Genomic DNA, 15,058 nt, shown 5'->3' with positions numbered 1-15,058 from the left:
CCACCCGCCACCGCGCCTGCCCCACCGTTGCGTCCGCTCCGCCCGGTCCATGGATCATCCCGACCTCGGCATCAGGTCCGTCCTGTGTTTCACGTGAAACGGCGACGACCCTGGGATGCAGAACGGCCGCGCCCCCGGTGGGGTAGCGCGGCCGTAGGCGAACGGGCGGGATCAGTCCTCCCCGCCCTCCTCCTGTTGCACTCCGATGATCCCGACGATCCGCTCAAGGTCGTCCACCGTCGCGAACTCGATGGTGATCTTGCCCTTGCTCCGGCCGATGTCCACCTTCACGCGGGTGTCGAACCGGTCGGACAGCCGGTCGGCGAGATCGGTCAGGGCCGGCGCGTGTGCCTTGGGTCGCCGCTTCGCGGCCTGACCCTTCGCCGGGCCGTCGTTGAGTGCCAAGGCGACGATCTCCTCGGTCGCCCGAACCGACAGTCCCTCGGCCACGATCCGCAGGGCCAGCTGTTCCTGCGCCTCCGCCTCGTCGAGGCTCAGGAGGGCGCGGGCGTGCCCCGCCGACAGGATGCCGGCGGCAACCCGGCGCTGCACCTGTGCGGGCAGGTTCAGCAGTCGGATCGTGTTGGAGATCTGCGGGCGGCTCCGGCCGATCCTGCGGGCCAACTCCTCGTGGGTTGCCCCGAACTCCTCCAGCAGCTGCTGGTAGGCGGCAGCCTCTTCCAGCGGGTTCAGGTTCGCCCGGTGGATGTTCTCGAGTAGGGCGTCGCGGAGCATCGCATCGTCGCGGGTGTCCCGGACGATCGCCGGAATGCTCTCCCGCCCCACCGCCTGGGCGGCCCGCCAGCGCCGCTCGCCCATCACCAGTTCGTACTTCTCGTCGTCGAGCTGCCGCACGACGATGGGCTGGAGGAAGCCGACCTCCTGGATCGAGGTCTTCAGCTCCTCAAGCGCCTCCTCATCGAAGACCTGGCGGGGCTGCTTCGGGTTGGGCATGATCGCGTCGACCGGGATCTCGGCGAATCGAGCACCGGGCACCGGGCTCAGCACGGGCTCCGGCTCGTGGGCAGGCGCTCCGGCCGGCACCGTGTCGACGGCGACGGTGCCCGCGTCGTCCAGGTGCTCGTTCTCCGGTTCGGCCGTCGCGGTGCCAGCGGCAGCCGGCGCCGGCCCGGTCGGGATCAGCGCCCCCAGGCCCCTACCCAGACCGCCCCGAGGACGGTTCTTCATGCCACGCCTCCCAGCAACTCGTCCGCACTACGCATTCCGGCCCACCGGCTCCTTGACGCCCCGCTCGGCGATCTCCTGGGCGGCCTCGAAGTAACTCGTGGCACCCCGCGAACCGGGATCGTAGGTCATCACCGACTGGCCGTAGCTCGGCGCCTCGGAGACCCGGACGTTGCGGGGGATGACCGCCTGGAGAACCTTGTCGCCGAAGTGGTTCCGGACGTCCTGCTCGACGGCGTCGGCCAACCGGGTGCGACGGTCGTACATGGTCAGCAGGATGGTGGAGACGTCGAGCTTCGGGTTGAGGTGCTGGCGTACCAGGTTGATGTTGTTGATCAGCTGGTTGAGCCCTTCCAGCGCGTAGTACTCGCACTGGATCGGGATCAGCACCTCCTGCGCGGCAACCAGAGCGTTGACCGTGAGCAGGCCGAGCGAGGGCGGGCAGTCGATGAAGACGTAGTCGAACTCGCCCGGGTAGGCGGCGATCGCCCGGTCGAGGCGCGACTCCCGGGCCACCACCGACACCAGCTCGATCTCCGCACCGGCCAGGTCGATGGTCGCGGGTACGCACCAGAGGTTGGGGATGCCCTCGACCGCCTGTGCCACCTCGGCCAGCGGCACGCTGTTGATCAGGCAGTCGTACACGTCGGGGATTCCGGTGTGGTGTGGGACGTTGAGCCCGGTCGACGCGTTGCCCTGCGGGTCGAGGTCGACCACGAGCACCCGGTTGCCGTGCAGGGCGAGCGCCACAGCAAGGTTGACGGTGGTGGTGGTCTTACCCACGCCACCCTTCTGGTTGGCGACGCACATGACCCGGGTCCGGTCCGGCCGAGGCATGGTCACCTCGCCACTGGGATTCAGGATCTGCACGGCGCGCATCGCCTCCATAGCCAACGGTGGGTCATCCTCTTCGCGCGTCGGGGTTTCACGTGAAACGTACGTGGGATCGGTCGCCACGGCGGCCAACGACTCGGTCGAAGCGACCGGAGCGTCGGCGACCACCGGCGCGGCGTCCCGAACGGCCGCCGCAGTGGGTTGGTGCGGGACTGCTGGCTCGAAGCGAACCGCCGCCGCGGTGTTGCGGCGACCCGAGGTCGACCGCACCTCGGCGGCGTTGAGCGGTCGACTCGACGCCTCCGGCGTCCGACGACCACTCGCCGGTTCTGAAACGGCCGAGCCCTCCGGCTGCCCGGCACCCGACGACGGGTCGAGCGGTGCCGGTGGGTCACTGTCGGTAGGTCGGGTCGATGGCCCGGTCGCGCCGGGCGACCAGCTCGGGTAGTCGGTTTCACGTGAAACGGGATCGCTGGTCGACCCGGTCACGCGTGGATCGTCGTACCTGCCGTCGTCATGCACCTGTCATCCCTGCCCGCTTCGGATGGTCGGTCCGCGCCCCGGTCAACTTGGCCGCATCCACGCCCCGCAACCCGGAGCGTACGGCCCGCGGGAGCGGTCGGAGACCCGCGACGTCCGTCACCCGCTCCACACTATCGACGCGCGGTCAGCCTACGGCGGACGGGCGCGGCCGGTCCACGTCGGGTTCTCATCCCCTCGTCCATCCGTACCGGTACAACGAGGCAACCCACCGGCCGGAAGCCCGATGGCGCGAAGTCTCAACCTCGGCGGGAGCGTCCACCCCGGGCGCGCTTCTTGGCCGACGGCCGGGCCGGGCCGACCATCCGCTCGCGCACGATCTCCACGACAGTGGTGGGCGGATCGATCACCCCGACCCCGCAGAGCTGCACGGCCGGCTCCCCACCGCCGAGTCGCGCCACCACCTCGGCGTGCTCCTCGATCTCGGCGGCGGCGGACGAGCCCTTGAGCGCCAGCAACCGACCACCGCGAACCGCCAGTGGCAGGCTCCAGCCCGCAAGCCGATCCAGGGGTGCGACCGCGCGCGCGGTCACCACGTCTCCGCTGATCGGCTCCCGGCCGCTCGACCCGCTGGCCGCCTCGTCGGCCCGGCCGCGGAACACCCGTACCGACTTGGCCAGGCCGAGTCGCTCGACGACCTCGATCAGGAACGACGTCCGCCGGGCCAGCGGCTCGATCAGGGTGACAGTGAGGTCGGGGCGGGCGATGGCCAGGACGAGACCCGGCAGACCGGCACCAGAGCCGACGTCGAGCACCGTCGCGCCGGACGGGATCCGCTCCGCGACCGCAGCGCAGTTGAGCAGGTGCCGATCCCAGATGCGGGGTGCCTCCCGGGGACCGATCAGGCCGCGGACCACCCCGTCGGTGGCCAGCAGTTCGGCGTACGCGGCGGCCAGGTCGAGACGGTCACCGAAGAGGGTCAGCGCGGCCGGAGCCAGCTCGGGCGGCAACGCCGCGTCGGCCGGTGACGGGGCGGTGTCCGGCCCGGCCGATTCGGCGTCGCCGTCGACGGTGGCGGGGCGGACAGCGGACGGCCCGGGCGGCGTGCCGCCCGGGCCGGACACGGCGTCGGCCGTGATGTCGTCGTGGGTCACCCGGTCAGTCCGCCGGCCGTACGACGATGCGCCGGTTCGGCTCCACACCCTCGGACTCGCTCGCCACGCCGGACATGGCGTTGACGACGTCGTGCACGCACTTGCGCTCGAACGCGGACATCGCCTCCAGGCGGACCGGCTCGCCGTACTCCTTGACCTTCTCGACGGCGTTCTTGGCGACCGCGGCGAGTTCCTTACGGCGGTTCGCCCGGTAGCCACCGACGTCGAGCAGCAGACGGCTCGGCGTACCGGTCTGCCGGAAGACGGCAAGGCGGGTCAGTTCCTGGAGCGCCTCCAGGGTGGCCCCGCGCTGACCGACGAGGTTCTGCAGCCGCTCGCCGACCACCTCGACCATCGGACGGCCGGCAGCGACCAGCTCGTCGATGTCGCCGTCGTAGTCGAGGATGTCGAGCAGTCCCTCGACGTAGTCGGCGGCGATCTCGCTCTGCCGGAACAGGTCGCCCTCGCCCACAGCCTTCTTCACCCGGGTGCCAGCGGCGGTGTCGGTGTCGTCGTCCGCCTCGGTGTCATCGGCTTCGGTATCGTCGCCGTCCACCGCGAGCGTGGCGGTCTCCTCCTCGTCCAGGGACTGCTCGGCGCGGGGGATGCTGGTCTCGGTCACGGTCTCATCTCCGTACTCGCTCGGCCGGACCGTCGGGTCCGACTGGTTTCCCGGGGCCGGCTGGAGGTCGCCGGTGCCCACAGGCACGTCTGTACGGGCAGTGTCGCCCGTGGCCGCGCGGTGCGCGGTCGGTTCCGCCCGGCGCCGGCCGTACGGCGGCTGCGCGGTGCGGAGCGGACCGCCGCCGGATCACCGGCGGCGGCCCTCCCAGGTCAGCCCTGCCGCTTGGCGGGGCGGCTCTTCTTCGGGTTGTTCGCCGGCTTGGCGCCCGGCTTCGGCCCGGCAACCTTGGGCGCGGTCGCCTTGACCGGCGCGGGCGGGGCGGCCTTGCTGCGACCGAACAGACCACCGGACTTGGCGGGCTGCACCGGGTTGCGACTGGCGGCGGGCGCGACGGCCTTCTTGGCGGTCACCGGCGGCGGGAACTTCCGCAGCACCCACTGCTGCTGGCCGAGGGTGAAGAGGTTGTTGGTGACCCAGTAGATGATGACGCCGATCGGGAAGATCGCGCCGGAGATCAGCAGCGACGCGGGGATGCCGTAGAGCATCAGTCGCTGGATCATCCGCTGCTGCGGGTCCTCGGCCCAGCCGGTCTTGAGGATCATCTGACGGCTGGTCAGGTAGGTGGTGGCGATCATGACCAGGACCAGGACACCAGCAATGATCTTCACGGTGGTGCCGTTGGCGCCGAGGCTGGCCAGCTCGTCGGCAGTGGAGCCGAACTTACCGGCGATCGGGGCGGTGAAGAGCTTCGCCTGCGAGGCGCTCTCGAACTGGTCGGCGGTCCAGCCGTACAGGGTCTTGGCATTCTTGTCCGGGTCGAGCCGGCGCAACACGTGGAAGAGGCCCAGGAAGACCGGGATCTGAAGGAACATCGGAAGGCAACCCATAAGCGGGTTGGCCTTCTCCTTCTTGTACAGCTCCATCATTTCTTTCTGGAGCGTCTCCCGGTCACCCTTGTGCTTCTCCTGAAGCTCCTTGACCTTGGGCTGGAGCGCCTGCATCGCCCGCTGCGACTTGATCTGCTTGACGAAGACCGGGAACAGGATCACCCGGACGGTGACCACCAGGAAGATGATGGACAGGATCCAGGCGAAGTTGGTGCCGATCACCGCACCGACGGGCACCCCGATGGCGTCCCAGGCAGAGTGCCAGGTCAGCAGGATCCACGAAATCGCGTAGTAGATCCAGTCGAGACTCAGACTCAATTCGGGGCTCCAGTCACATCAGCACGACGGCGGCCGCCCGGCTCCGGCACCGGGTCATATCCACCAGGGTGAAAGGGGTGGCAGCGCAACAACCGCCGGGCCGCCAGCACGGCTCCCCGGAGCGCGCCATGCCGAACGACCGCCTCCTGGGCGTACGCACTGCACGACGGGTAGAACCGACAGCGAGCCGGCAGTGCCGGACTTATCCACCGACGGTACGCGATGATGGGCGCGATCAGCACCTTGGCACCTGTTGTCGACGGCCGGGGGCTGCTCTGCTCGGTGCCGCTCATCGGGACCGCCGTTCGCGCGGCGACCGGGCGACCGCGATGGCGGCGTCCAGGTCGGCGGCGAGCCGAGGGTACGACGCCTGCGCCGCGGCGGGGAGCGCCCGGACGACCAGGGTGCTGCCGGCGGGCAGGTCGGTCAGCCGTTCCCGGACCAGCGCCCGCAGTCGGCGCCGGACCCGGTTACGGATCACCGCGTTGCCGACAGCCTTGGACACGACGAAGCCGGCACGGGACGGCACGGACGACTGCTCCGCACTGTTGTCCCGTACCGGCTCCGGCAAGGTCGGTGTGCTGGGGTCGACGGTCACCGGCACGGTCAGGTGGACCACGACGGCGCCACGTCCGGCGCGTCGGCCACCGCGAACCGCTGCGGCGAAGTCAGTGCTGCGCCGCAGTCGCTGTGCGGCGGCCAGCACGACTGCCCACGTCCCCTGGACCGGCCCGGTCGGCTCAGGCCGACAGGGTGGTGCGACCCTTGGCGCGACGGCTCGACAGGATGGCACGGCCGGCACGGGTGCGCATGCGCAGCCGGAAGCCGTGGGTCTTCGCGCGCCGGCGGTTGTTCGGCTGGTAGGTGCGCTTGCTCACGTCAGGCTCTCCGTTTTCGTACGCGCCCCGCGCGACGGGATCGCCGGGGTCGTGTGGTGGTCCAGGCCACCTCGACGGTGGCCCACGATCGGTGCTGCCCGGCGGAGCGGGACCTCGGCGATGCGGGGATGCGACCGCGGACAGCAAGCACCCATCACCCTAGCAGAGGGCGAGAAAGCAGCCGTTCCAGCCTACGCAGGGGGGCAATGACCGTCAAACACCCCGAGCAGGGGAGAACGGGACGCGCCCGAGGCCGAAGGGCGGTTTTCACTGATGCCGACAAGGGCGCTGCCGCGTCGCCGGTTGATGGCGCAGGGACAACGCTGTTACCGTGCCCGATTGCGGTGAGCGTCGGAAGCTCCGGTCGTCGCGCAGGCAAGACCGGACATGGCAGTGAATCGTTCGGCACGGTGAACCCGCTTCAGCGCCCGATCAGGCAGGGGCAGGTCCCACCCGCGACCGGCGGCGGCCACAATCGGTCGGTACACAGGCTGTGGATAACTTGTGGATGACCACCGGTCGACCGTCCGGGTGGGTGTTGTTCCACCCGCGAACGCGGCGGGCCCGGGACGGCCGGCTGGCAGACAGCGGCGGCCGGGAGCAGAAGCGAGGGGGTGGCACGACGGTGGCCGGTACGACCGACCTTGCCGCAGTGTGGTTAGCGGCGACCGACGAGCTCGCCGACGAGATCATCTCCGCCCAGCAGCGTGCCTATCTCCGACTGACCCGGCTGCGAGCGATCGTCGAGGACACCGCACTGCTCTCCGTTCCGGACGCGTTCACACGCGACGTGATCGAGTCACGGCTGCGCCCGGCGATCACCGAGGCGCTCACCCGCCGGCTGGGCCGACCGATCCAGGTCGCGGTCACCGTTCGGGTGGCCGAGGACGCCACCGGCCGCCCGGCCGGCACCGTCTATCGCAGCGCCCCGGAGACCGGGCAACTCGACATCGACGGTCCCGGCATCGCACCGTTCCACGACGACCAGGGCGCTCGGCCGTCGGCCGACGCGATGATCCCTGAGCAGTCGGCCGCGCCGCGTACCCCCGATCCGGGTCCGCCGCCCGCGCCGGCGGGTCCGCCGCCCGCGCCGCCCGTGGAGGGGCATCGCGCGGGGTTGATTCCCGCCAGCAGGGACGGGCAGGAGGCGTTGTTCAGCGCTGCCTTCGCGGAGCCCCTGCGGCCCTCCCGGCCGGGCCCGGACCGGCGCGGCTACGACGAGCAGGCCGCCCGCCTGGATCAGTCCGGCCCCGACACCCGGCCGTACGAGCCCCGCTACCGGGACGACTCGGCATCACCGCGCGACCAGCACGTGATCCGCTCGCTGCCCCGGGACAGCGGAACGGACAGCGGTCCGGGTCGCAGCGCCGTGGACCATCGGACCGGTGGCCGCGACGACCGTCGGTTGCCAGGTGCCGACACCGGCGGCAACCGGCTCAACCCGAAGTACATGTTTGAGACGTTCGTCATCGGCTCGTCCAACCGCTTCGCCCACGCGGCGAGCGTGGCGGTGGCGGAGTCGCCGGCCAAGGCGTACAACCCGCTGTTCATCTACGGGCACTCCGGGTTGGGCAAGACGCACCTGTTGCACGCCATCGGGCACTACGCCACGACGCTCGGCAACGCCCGCTCGGTCCGGTACGTGTCCACCGAGGAATTCACGAACGACTTCATCAACTCGCTCCGGGACGACAAGACCAGCGCGTTCCAGCGGCGCTACCGCGACGTCGACATCCTGTTGATCGACGACATCCAGTTCCTGGAGAACCGCGAGCGCACCCAGGAGGAGTTCTTCCACACCTTCAACACGCTGCACAACGCCAACAAGCAGATCGTGATCACCTCTGACCGGTCGCCGCGCCAGCTCGCGACCCTCGAGGACCGGATGCGAACCCGGTTCGAGTGGGGGCTGCTGGCCGACATCCAGCCGCCGGATCTGGAGACCCGGATCGCGATCCTGCAGAAGAAGGCGGCGCAGGAGCGGATGTACGCCCCGCCGGACGTGTTGGAGTTCATCGCCTCCCGGGTGTCGAACTCGATCCGGGAGTTGGAGGGCGCGCTGATCCGGGTGACAGCGTTCGCCAGCCTGACCCGGTCGACCGTCGAGCTGTCGCTGGCCGAGGAGGTGCTTCGGGACTTCATGCCCGACGGCGCCGGTCCGGAGATTAACGCTGACCAGATCATGGCCTCGACCGCTGACTACTTCGGTGTGAGCCTGGAGGACCTGCGTGGTCAGTCCAGGTCCCGCGTACTGGTAAACGCCCGCCAGGTGGCCATGTACCTGTGTCGGGAGTTGACCGAGCTGTCGCTGCCCCGGATCGGGCAGGCGTTCGGCGGTCGGGACCACACCACAGTGATGCACGCCGACCGCAAGATTCGTCAGCAGATGGCGGAGCGCCGCTCGCTGTACAACCAGATCGCCGAGCTGACCAACCGCATCAAACAGAACAGCTGAGGCGTACGACCGCCCTCGCGGCGGCGCACAGCCGCAGGACACGCCCGACCGGGTCTCCGGTCGGGCGTTCTTTTTGGGTCGGTCCGCTGGACTCTCGACATGGTGTAGACCACAGCATTGAGGCCGTGACCGCCTCGATCCCCACTCGTTGTCCACAGCTCGTTGTCCACCGTCGGTGGATAACTACGGTCCGTCCTCCGCCAGTTACCCACAGGCTGTGGAGAAACCCTGTGTACGAGGCTGTGGACGCCTGGGGACGACGGTCAGGTTATCCACCGATCATCATCAACCTGTGTACGAGCTGTTGAAGGTTCTGGGGATGACGGCAATGGTGATCTTCCCCGCGATCCACAGGCTTGGGGAGAAAGTCGGTGGATTACCGGTGGACAACCGGTGGACAACGGTGGACAACCGGCCGTCGTCGGCGGGCTGTGGACACGCGAGCGGGTTGTACCCCCGGTTCTCCACAGCTAAATCACCGGTGGATAACCTGTCTGACCTGCGCAGACCTCGGTTTTCCACAGTTTGCACAGGTGCGATGAAGACGATGAGTTATCTCTTCTAAGAGAACAAAAACCAATCATCACCGTTGGGCTTTCTGTGGATCGGGCCGAACGCTGTCGGATCAGCCGGTCAGCATCGACACGATCCATGGGGTCGGGCGCACAGCCGATGTCCCCGCGCCCTAAGGTGCGATGGGTACCCGCACGGTCGGGCGGGACGGTAGGCAGCGGTCGGCATGAGAGAGTTGTCGCTGACGTCGACGCGGAGGCATTGATGAAGTTCCGAGTGGAGCGCGACGCGCTCGCCGAGGCTGTGGCGTGGACCGCGAAGAGCCTGCCCAACCGGCCATCCGTACCGGTGCTCGCCGGGGTGATGCTCCGCGTCACCGACGGCAACCTGCGGGTCTCCGGGTTCGACTACGAGGTCTCCAGCCAGGTGACAGTCGAGGTGCAGGGCGACGCCGACGGCGCCGCGCTCGTCTCCGGCCGTCTGCTCGCCGAGATCACCAAGGCGCTGCCGGCCAAGCCTGTCGACATCGCCGCGGTCGGCGCGCACCTCGAGCTGGTCTGCGGCAGCGCCCGGTTCACCCTGCCCACCATGCCGGTGGAGGACTACCCCGCGCTGCCCGAGATGCCGCAGAGCGCCGGCACCGTCGACGCCGCGGCGTTCGCCACCGCTGTGGCCCAGGTGGCCATCGCCGCCGGTCGCGACGAGACGTTGCCGATGATGACCGGTGTCCGCGTCGAGCTGTCGGGCGACACCCTGTCGATGCTCGCCACCGACCGTTACCGGTTGGCGCTGCGCGAGATCCAGTGGCGGCCGGACGACCCCGAGGTGAGCATCAACGCCCTGGTGCCCGCCCGCACCCTGAACGACACCGCCAAGGCCCTCGGCCCGCTGGGCGGCGAGGTCACCCTCGCCCTCGCCCAGGGCGCTGCGGGCGAGGGCATGGTCGGCCTCGCCGGCGGCACCCGACGTACCACCAGCCGGCTGCTCGACGGCGCCAACTACCCGCCGGTGCGGTCGCTCTTCCCGGCCACGCACAACGCCGCGGCCCGGGTGCCGGTCAGCACGCTGATCGAGGTGGTCAAGCGGGTCGCGCTGGTCGCCGAACGGACCACCCCGGTGCTGCTCAGCTTCAGCGCCGACGGTCTCGTGGTCGAGGCCGGCGGTTCCGAGGAGGCACGGGCCAGCGAGGCGATGGAGGCCACCTTCACCGGTGAAGCACTGACCATCGGCTTCAACCCGCAGTACCTCATCGACGGTCTGGCAAACCTGGGCGCTCAGACGGCCGTGCTCTCGTTCGTCGACGCCTTCAAGCCCGCGGTGATCTCTCCCGCTGGTGAGGATGGCGAGGTCATTCCGGGGTACCGGTACCTCATCATGCCGATCCGCGTCTCGCGCTGATCGCGCCCAGCAACACCCAGATCCACGGAGGTAGAAACACATGCAGCTCGGCCTGGTAGGACTCGGCCGTATGGGCGGCAACATGCGGGAGCGGTTGCGTTCGGCCGGGCACGAGGTGGTCGGCTTAGACCACAACGCGCAGATCAGCGACGTCACGACCATCGCGGGCCTGGCAGAGAAGCTTGAGTCGCCGCGCGCGGTCTGGGTCATGGTGCCCGCCGGTGTCACCGACGCCACGATCGACGAGCTCGCCGAGGTGCTCGGCGAGGGCGACATCATCATCGACGGCGGCAACTCGCGTTTCAGCGACGACGCGCCCCGCGCGGAGCGACTCAACCAGCGGGGCATCGGCTACATGGACGTCGGGGTCTCCGGCGGCGTTTGGGGCCGGCAGAACGGCTACGGGCTGATGGTCGGCGGCGCCCAGGAGCACGTGGACCGCCTGATGCCGATCTTCAACGCGCTCAAGCCGGAGGGTGAGTTCGGCTTCGTGCACGCCGGCCCCGTCGGTGCAGGGCACTACTCGAAGATGGTGCACAACGGCATCGAGTACGGCCTGATGCACGCCTACGCCGAGGGCTACGAGCTGATGGCAGCCTCGGAGCTGGTGACCAACGTGCCGGGCGTCATCAAGTCCTGGCGGGAGGGCACCGTCGTCCGTTCCTGGCTGCTCGACCTGCTGGACCGGGCGCTCGACGAGGACCCGGAGCTGGCCGATCTGAGCGGCTACACGGAGGACACCGGCGAGGGACGGTGGACCGTCGACGAGGCGGTCCGGCTGGCGGTGCCGCTGAACGTCATCACCGCTTCGTTGTTCGCCCGGTTCGCCTCGCGGCAGGACGACTCGCCCGCCATGAAGGCCGTCTCCGCGCTGCGTCAGCAGTTCGGTGGCCACGCCGTCCACAAGCGCTGAGCGGTATCCACAACCTGTGTACGTTCACCGGCTGGAACTTGTTGACTTCCGCTCGTACGAGCGGGTCGCCGTCGACCTCCAGCCGGGAGCGAACGTCCTGATCGGTGCCAACGGCGTCGGCAAGACAAACCTCGTCGAGGCGCTGGGCTACGTGGCGACCCTGGACTCGCACCGGGTCGCCACCGACGCGCCTCTGGTCCGGATGGGCGCCACGTCCGCTGTCATCCGCTGCGCGGTGGTGCACAACGGCCGCGAACTCCTTGTCGAGCTGGAGATCGTGCCCGGCAAGGCCAACCGGGCCCGACTGGGCCGCTCACCGGCACGGCGGGCCCGAGACGTGCTCGGGGCGCTCCGGCTGGTGCTCTTCGCCCCGGAAGATCTTGAGCTGGTCCGGGGCGATCCGGCCGAGCGCCGCCGCTACCTGGACGACCTGCTGGTCAACCGGCAGCCCCGGTTCGCGGGCGTGCGGGCCGACTACGAGCGGGTCGTCAAACAGCGCAACGCCCTGCTGCGCACCGCGTACCTGGCCCGCAAGACCGGTGGCTCCAGGGGTGGCGACCTCGGCACCCTCGCGGTGTGGGACACCCACCTGGCCCAGCACGGTGCGGAGCTGCTCGCCGGCCGTCTGGAGCTGGTGGCCGCGCTCACCCCGCACGTTGCCAAGGCGTACGACGCGGTGGCCGCCGGTCGGGGTGCGGCGGGCATCACCTACCGGCCCTCGATCGAGCTGGCCGAGCCGACCACCGATCGGGCCGCGCTGGCCGAGGCGCTGACGGCGGCCCTGGCCGCGTCCCGCTCCGCCGAGATCGAGCGGGGCACCACACTGGTCGGCCCACACCGCGACGAGTTGGCGCTGAGCCTTGGTCCACTGCCCGCCAAGGGGTACGCCAGCCACGGCGAGTCGTGGTCGTTCGCCCTCGCGTTGCGGCTGGCCGGGTACGACCTGTTGCGCGCCGACGGCATCGAGCCGGTGCTGGTGCTCGACGACGTCTTCGCGGAGTTGGACACCGGCCGCCGGGATCGGTTGGCGGAGTTGGTCGGCGGGGCGAGTCAGCTGCTGGTCACCTGCGCGGTGGACGACGACGTGCCGGCCGCCCTGCGCGGCACCCGCTACCAGGTCGGCGAAGGGACGGTACGCCGTGTCGGATAAGCCAGGCACCGATCGGCCAGCGGCGGGCGATGCCCCGGCTGCGCGTACTCCTAAGTTGGAGTCGGCGGGCGGTGAGCCGGCGGCGGCCGCCAGCGGGCCGGAGCTGGCCCGGGCGGTGCTCGACGCCGCGCTGTCCCGACGGCAGGCGGCGGCCCGCGCCCGGCGTGCTCCCGGCAGCGGCGACGCTGCCGGCGGCTCGGGGCGGCGGTTGCGCGGTTACTCCGGCCCCGGCCCCGATCCGCGCGATCCGCAGCCGCTCAGCGCCGTGCTGAACCGGCTGGTGAAGGCGCGCGGCTGGCAGCAGCCAGCGGCCGAGGCCACCGTGTTCGGCGCCTGGGAGCGGGTCGTCGGCGCGGAGGTCGCGCAGAACAGCCGCCCGGTGAAGTTGGAGAACGGCGAGCTGACGGTGGAGGCGCGCTCGACCGCCTGGGCCACCCAGTTGCGACTGCTCGCGGGCTCGCTGCTCAAGCAGATCGCCAGCGAGGTCGGGCACAACGTGGTCCGCAAGTTGCACATCCACGGCCCGGCCGCGCCCTCCTGGGGGAAGGGCCCGCGCCGGGTGCGCGGCCGGGGTCCGCGCGACACGTACGGCTGAGCCGGCCGTTCAGCCGCGCCGGTCGGCCTCGCGGGCTGCCCGCTTGCGTTCCCGCTGTTCCCTGGTGAAGCGCTTGCGCTCGGCCAGGTCACGTTTCCACGCCTCGCGGGCCTCGGCCGAGCCGCCCTGCACCGCGCCCTGCACGCCCTCGGCTGGGCCGGCGAGGTGCCGGAAGGCCCAGCGCATCAGTCGGCCGCCCTCGCCCGGGGCCCTGGTGATCGCGCCGTCCTCGCTCATCTGCCGCCCTCTTCCCCGCGTCGCCTCGCCGGTTCTCGCCCGTCGCCCGAGCAGACCTTTGGGGCACCAATGGTTGGTGTACCAATGATCGGTACGATAGTCACCGTGCGGAGAGAGGGCAACCGATGAGCGAACGACCGGACGGCGTCGACCCGCTGGCCCTGGAACAGCAGGTCTGCTTCGCCCTCTCGGTCGCCGCGCGCAGCGTGGTGGCCGTCTACCGGCCACTGCTGGAGCCGATGGGGCTCACCCACCCGCAGTACCTGGTGATGTTGGCGCTCTGGCAGCACGCGCCGTTGTCCGGTCGCGATCTCAGTCGCCTGCTCCAGCTCGACCCGGGCACGCTGTCACCCCTGCTCAAGCGGCTGGAGGCGGCCGGCTACCTGCGCCGGGAACGCGATCCGAGCGACGAGCGCAGCCTCGCCGTCACCCTCACCGCCAGCGGTGCCGCGCTGCGGAGTCAGGCCGAGCTGATCCCGGCCGCGATCGTGCAGCGACTCGGGCTGCCCGTCGAGGACCTGCAACACCTGCACGCGGTGCTCACGCAGCTGATCTCGGCCGCCAACCGACCGGCCCCCTCGGAGACTGACGCCGCGCCTCAGGCGTCGGCGTAGACGGCGAACCCGCGCTCGGCGCAGCGCCTGTAGAACGCGGCCAGCACGCCCAGCTCGGCGCAGGTGAAGTTCCACTGCGGCGGGTCACCGCGCTCGTCGCGCAGCGCGTCGAGCCGGCTCTCCAGCCAGCGCAGTTGCTGCTCGGCCAACCGACCGTCGCCGAGCAGGGAGCGCAGCACGATGCTCACCGACTCGAAGGTGACCGCCTCGCCGGTCGCGCGGTGCGCGGCCACGAACCGTTCGATGCCGCTCGCGATCCAGGAGCAGCCGTCCGGGTCGATCACCGGATCCTCGTCCTCGGCTGCGGCGTCTGTGGCGTACAACACACCTTCGAGGCCGAGAAGCAGATCCACCAGCTCGGTGTACGCGGTCGCCCGGATGGTGCCGGTCTTCGCGATCAACTCGGCCAGCGCCGCGGTCGGCGCGGAGATGCGCGGCAGGTCGACGATCTCGCCGAAGTCGACGAACTCGGCCGGCGCGACCGGATCGTAGAAGCGGCCGGTCCGCGGCCAGTGCACCGCGACGTTGTCCAGCCCCATCTGTCACCTCTTAAAAGAGCACGTGTCGGGTCGATCGGGTCGATCGTCCCGGTTCCAACCGGTAAAGATCAAGGCTGGTTCCGGGGCGCCGCAAACGTACGGCACTGACGCTTCGGCCGCGACCCCCGACCCGCCCGACAGCGGGTCAACCCGTTCCGGGGCGGCGCGTGCGATGAGGGCCTGGCGTGTGGGGGGAGTCGTGGGCGGCGTGGTTCTGCCGGCTATGGACTTCTCAGCCGCCTCGCTGAGGGTGCCGAGTGGTGGTTCTGTCCCCCACGCACAG

The 15,058-nt window shown here is 70.2% G+C and carries 16 protein-coding genes; 6 read left to right on the top strand and 10 right to left on the bottom strand.

The window, feature by feature from the left end; genetic code table 11:
- Nucleotides 1–171 precede the first annotated feature (171 nt).
- The 8 genes from OG992_RS21070 to rpmH form a co-directional block, all read right to left on the bottom strand.
- Nucleotides 172–1,188, bottom strand: coding sequence for a ParB/RepB/Spo0J family partition protein (locus OG992_RS21070; protein WP_266304105.1), 1,017 nt, complete (start codon nt 1,186–1,188; stop codon nt 172–174).
- A gap of 27 nt (nt 1,189–1,215) precedes the next feature.
- Nucleotides 1,216–2,541, bottom strand: a complete 1,326-nt coding sequence (locus OG992_RS21065) for an AAA family ATPase (protein ID WP_323181903.1) — start codon at nt 2,539–2,541, stop codon at nt 1,216–1,218.
- A gap of 257 nt (nt 2,542–2,798) precedes the next feature.
- Entirely contained in the window at nt 2,799–3,653 is an 855-nt protein-coding gene (rsmG, locus tag OG992_RS21060) for a 16S rRNA (guanine(527)-N(7))-methyltransferase RsmG (RefSeq protein WP_266304104.1), read from the bottom strand.
- Nucleotides 3,654–3,657: 4 nt separating this feature from the next.
- Nucleotides 3,658–4,275 carry a R3H domain-containing nucleic acid-binding protein gene (locus OG992_RS21055; RefSeq protein WP_091397533.1) on the bottom strand — a complete coding sequence of 206 codons (618 nt, stop codon included), beginning with the start codon at nt 4,273–4,275 and terminating at the stop codon, nt 3,658–3,660.
- A gap of 212 nt (nt 4,276–4,487) precedes the next feature.
- Complete coding sequence (gene yidC, locus OG992_RS21050) at nt 4,488–5,477, bottom strand: membrane protein insertase YidC (RefSeq protein ID WP_266305245.1); 990 nt, start codon at nt 5,475–5,477, stop codon at nt 4,488–4,490.
- A gap of 2 nt (nt 5,478–5,479) precedes the next feature.
- The gene (yidD, locus tag OG992_RS21045; RefSeq protein WP_091396555.1) at nt 5,480–5,776 is read right to left on the bottom strand and encodes a membrane protein insertion efficiency factor YidD; all 297 of its coding nucleotides are present in this window, start codon (nt 5,774–5,776) and stop codon (nt 5,480–5,482) included.
- Nucleotides 5,773–6,189 carry a ribonuclease P protein component gene (rnpA, locus tag OG992_RS21040; RefSeq protein WP_238687635.1) on the bottom strand — a complete coding sequence of 139 codons (417 nt, stop codon included), beginning with the start codon at nt 6,187–6,189 and terminating at the stop codon, nt 5,773–5,775. Before rnpA ends, yidD begins: the two co-directional genes overlap by 4 nt.
- A 34-nt stretch (nt 6,190–6,223) precedes the next feature.
- Complete coding sequence (gene rpmH, locus OG992_RS21035; RefSeq protein ID WP_007453904.1) at nt 6,224–6,361, bottom strand: 50S ribosomal protein L34; 138 nt, start codon at nt 6,359–6,361, stop codon at nt 6,224–6,226.
- Nucleotides 6,362–6,986: 625 nt separating this feature from the next.
- Here rpmH and dnaA point away from each other — a divergent pair.
- The 5 genes from dnaA to OG992_RS21010 all read left to right on the top strand — a co-directional run bounded on the left by dnaA (nt 6,987) and on the right by OG992_RS21010 (nt 13,385).
- Complete coding sequence (gene dnaA / locus OG992_RS21030; protein WP_266305244.1) at nt 6,987–8,816, top strand: chromosomal replication initiator protein DnaA; 1,830 nt, start codon at nt 6,987–6,989, stop codon at nt 8,814–8,816.
- Between the two features lie 777 nt (nt 8,817–9,593).
- On the top strand, nt 9,594–10,727 hold the full coding sequence (gene dnaN / locus OG992_RS21025) for a DNA polymerase III subunit beta (RefSeq protein WP_238687636.1): 1,134 nt from the start codon (nt 9,594–9,596) through the stop codon (nt 10,725–10,727).
- A 40-nt stretch (nt 10,728–10,767) separates the two neighbouring features.
- Nucleotides 10,768–11,640 carry a phosphogluconate dehydrogenase (NAD(+)-dependent, decarboxylating) gene (gene gnd / locus OG992_RS21020; RefSeq protein ID WP_266304103.1) on the top strand — a complete coding sequence of 291 codons (873 nt, stop codon included), beginning with the start codon at nt 10,768–10,770 and terminating at the stop codon, nt 11,638–11,640.
- A 16-nt stretch (nt 11,641–11,656) separates the two neighbouring features.
- Complete coding sequence (recF, locus tag OG992_RS21015) at nt 11,657–12,790, top strand: DNA replication/repair protein RecF (RefSeq protein WP_266304102.1); 1,134 nt, start codon at nt 11,657–11,659, stop codon at nt 12,788–12,790.
- Between the two features lie 55 nt (nt 12,791–12,845).
- The gene (locus tag OG992_RS21010) at nt 12,846–13,385 is read left to right on the top strand and encodes a DUF721 domain-containing protein (RefSeq protein WP_266304101.1); all 540 of its coding nucleotides are present in this window, start codon (nt 12,846–12,848) and stop codon (nt 13,383–13,385) included.
- A 9-nt stretch (nt 13,386–13,394) separates the two neighbouring features.
- Here the strand turns inward: OG992_RS21010 and OG992_RS21005 are convergent, their stop codons facing one another.
- Nucleotides 13,395–13,622 (bottom strand): hypothetical protein, encoded by a 228-nt coding sequence (locus tag OG992_RS21005; RefSeq protein ID WP_091396532.1) that lies wholly within the window; start codon nt 13,620–13,622, stop codon nt 13,395–13,397.
- A gap of 125 nt (nt 13,623–13,747) precedes the next feature.
- Here OG992_RS21005 and OG992_RS21000 point away from each other — a divergent pair, with 125 nt between their 5' ends.
- Complete coding sequence (locus OG992_RS21000) at nt 13,748–14,236, top strand: MarR family winged helix-turn-helix transcriptional regulator (RefSeq protein ID WP_238687639.1); 489 nt, start codon at nt 13,748–13,750, stop codon at nt 14,234–14,236.
- On the opposite strand, the gene OG992_RS20995 is transcribed toward OG992_RS21000, so the two are convergent.
- On the bottom strand, nt 14,221–14,775 hold the full coding sequence (locus OG992_RS20995) for a hypothetical protein (protein ID WP_210782112.1): 555 nt from the start codon (nt 14,773–14,775) through the stop codon (nt 14,221–14,223). The two genes, OG992_RS21000 and OG992_RS20995, sit on opposite strands and share 16 nt — an antisense overlap.
- Nucleotides 14,776–15,058 lie beyond the last annotated feature (283 nt).

Source organism: Micromonospora sp. NBC_00362, assembly GCF_026342155.1.
Classification (GTDB): Bacteria; Actinomycetota; Actinomycetes; order Mycobacteriales; family Micromonosporaceae; genus Micromonospora; species Micromonospora hortensis.
This window is presented reverse-complemented; position numbering and strand designations above follow the sequence as displayed.

Bases quoted from the DNA above. Each gene is read 5' to 3' on its own strand.
- dnaN (WP_238687636.1), top strand. From the start codon at position 9,594: ATGAAGTTCCGAGTGGAGCGCGACGCGCTCGCCGAGGCTGTGGCGTGG.
- yidD (WP_091396555.1), bottom strand. From the start codon at position 5,776: ATGAGCGGCACCGAGCAGAGCAGCCCCCGGCCGTCGACAACAGGTGCC.
- OG992_RS21070 (WP_266304105.1), bottom strand. From the start codon at position 1,188: ATGAAGAACCGTCCTCGGGGCGGTCTGGGTAGGGGCCTGGGGGCGCTG.
- OG992_RS20995 (WP_210782112.1), bottom strand. From the start codon at position 14,775: ATGGGGCTGGACAACGTCGCGGTGCACTGGCCGCGGACCGGCCGCTTC.
- gnd (WP_266304103.1), top strand. From the start codon at position 10,768: ATGCAGCTCGGCCTGGTAGGACTCGGCCGTATGGGCGGCAACATGCGG.
- OG992_RS21005 (WP_091396532.1), bottom strand. From the start codon at position 13,622: ATGAGCGAGGACGGCGCGATCACCAGGGCCCCGGGCGAGGGCGGCCGA.
- OG992_RS21000 (WP_238687639.1), top strand. From the start codon at position 13,748: ATGAGCGAACGACCGGACGGCGTCGACCCGCTGGCCCTGGAACAGCAG.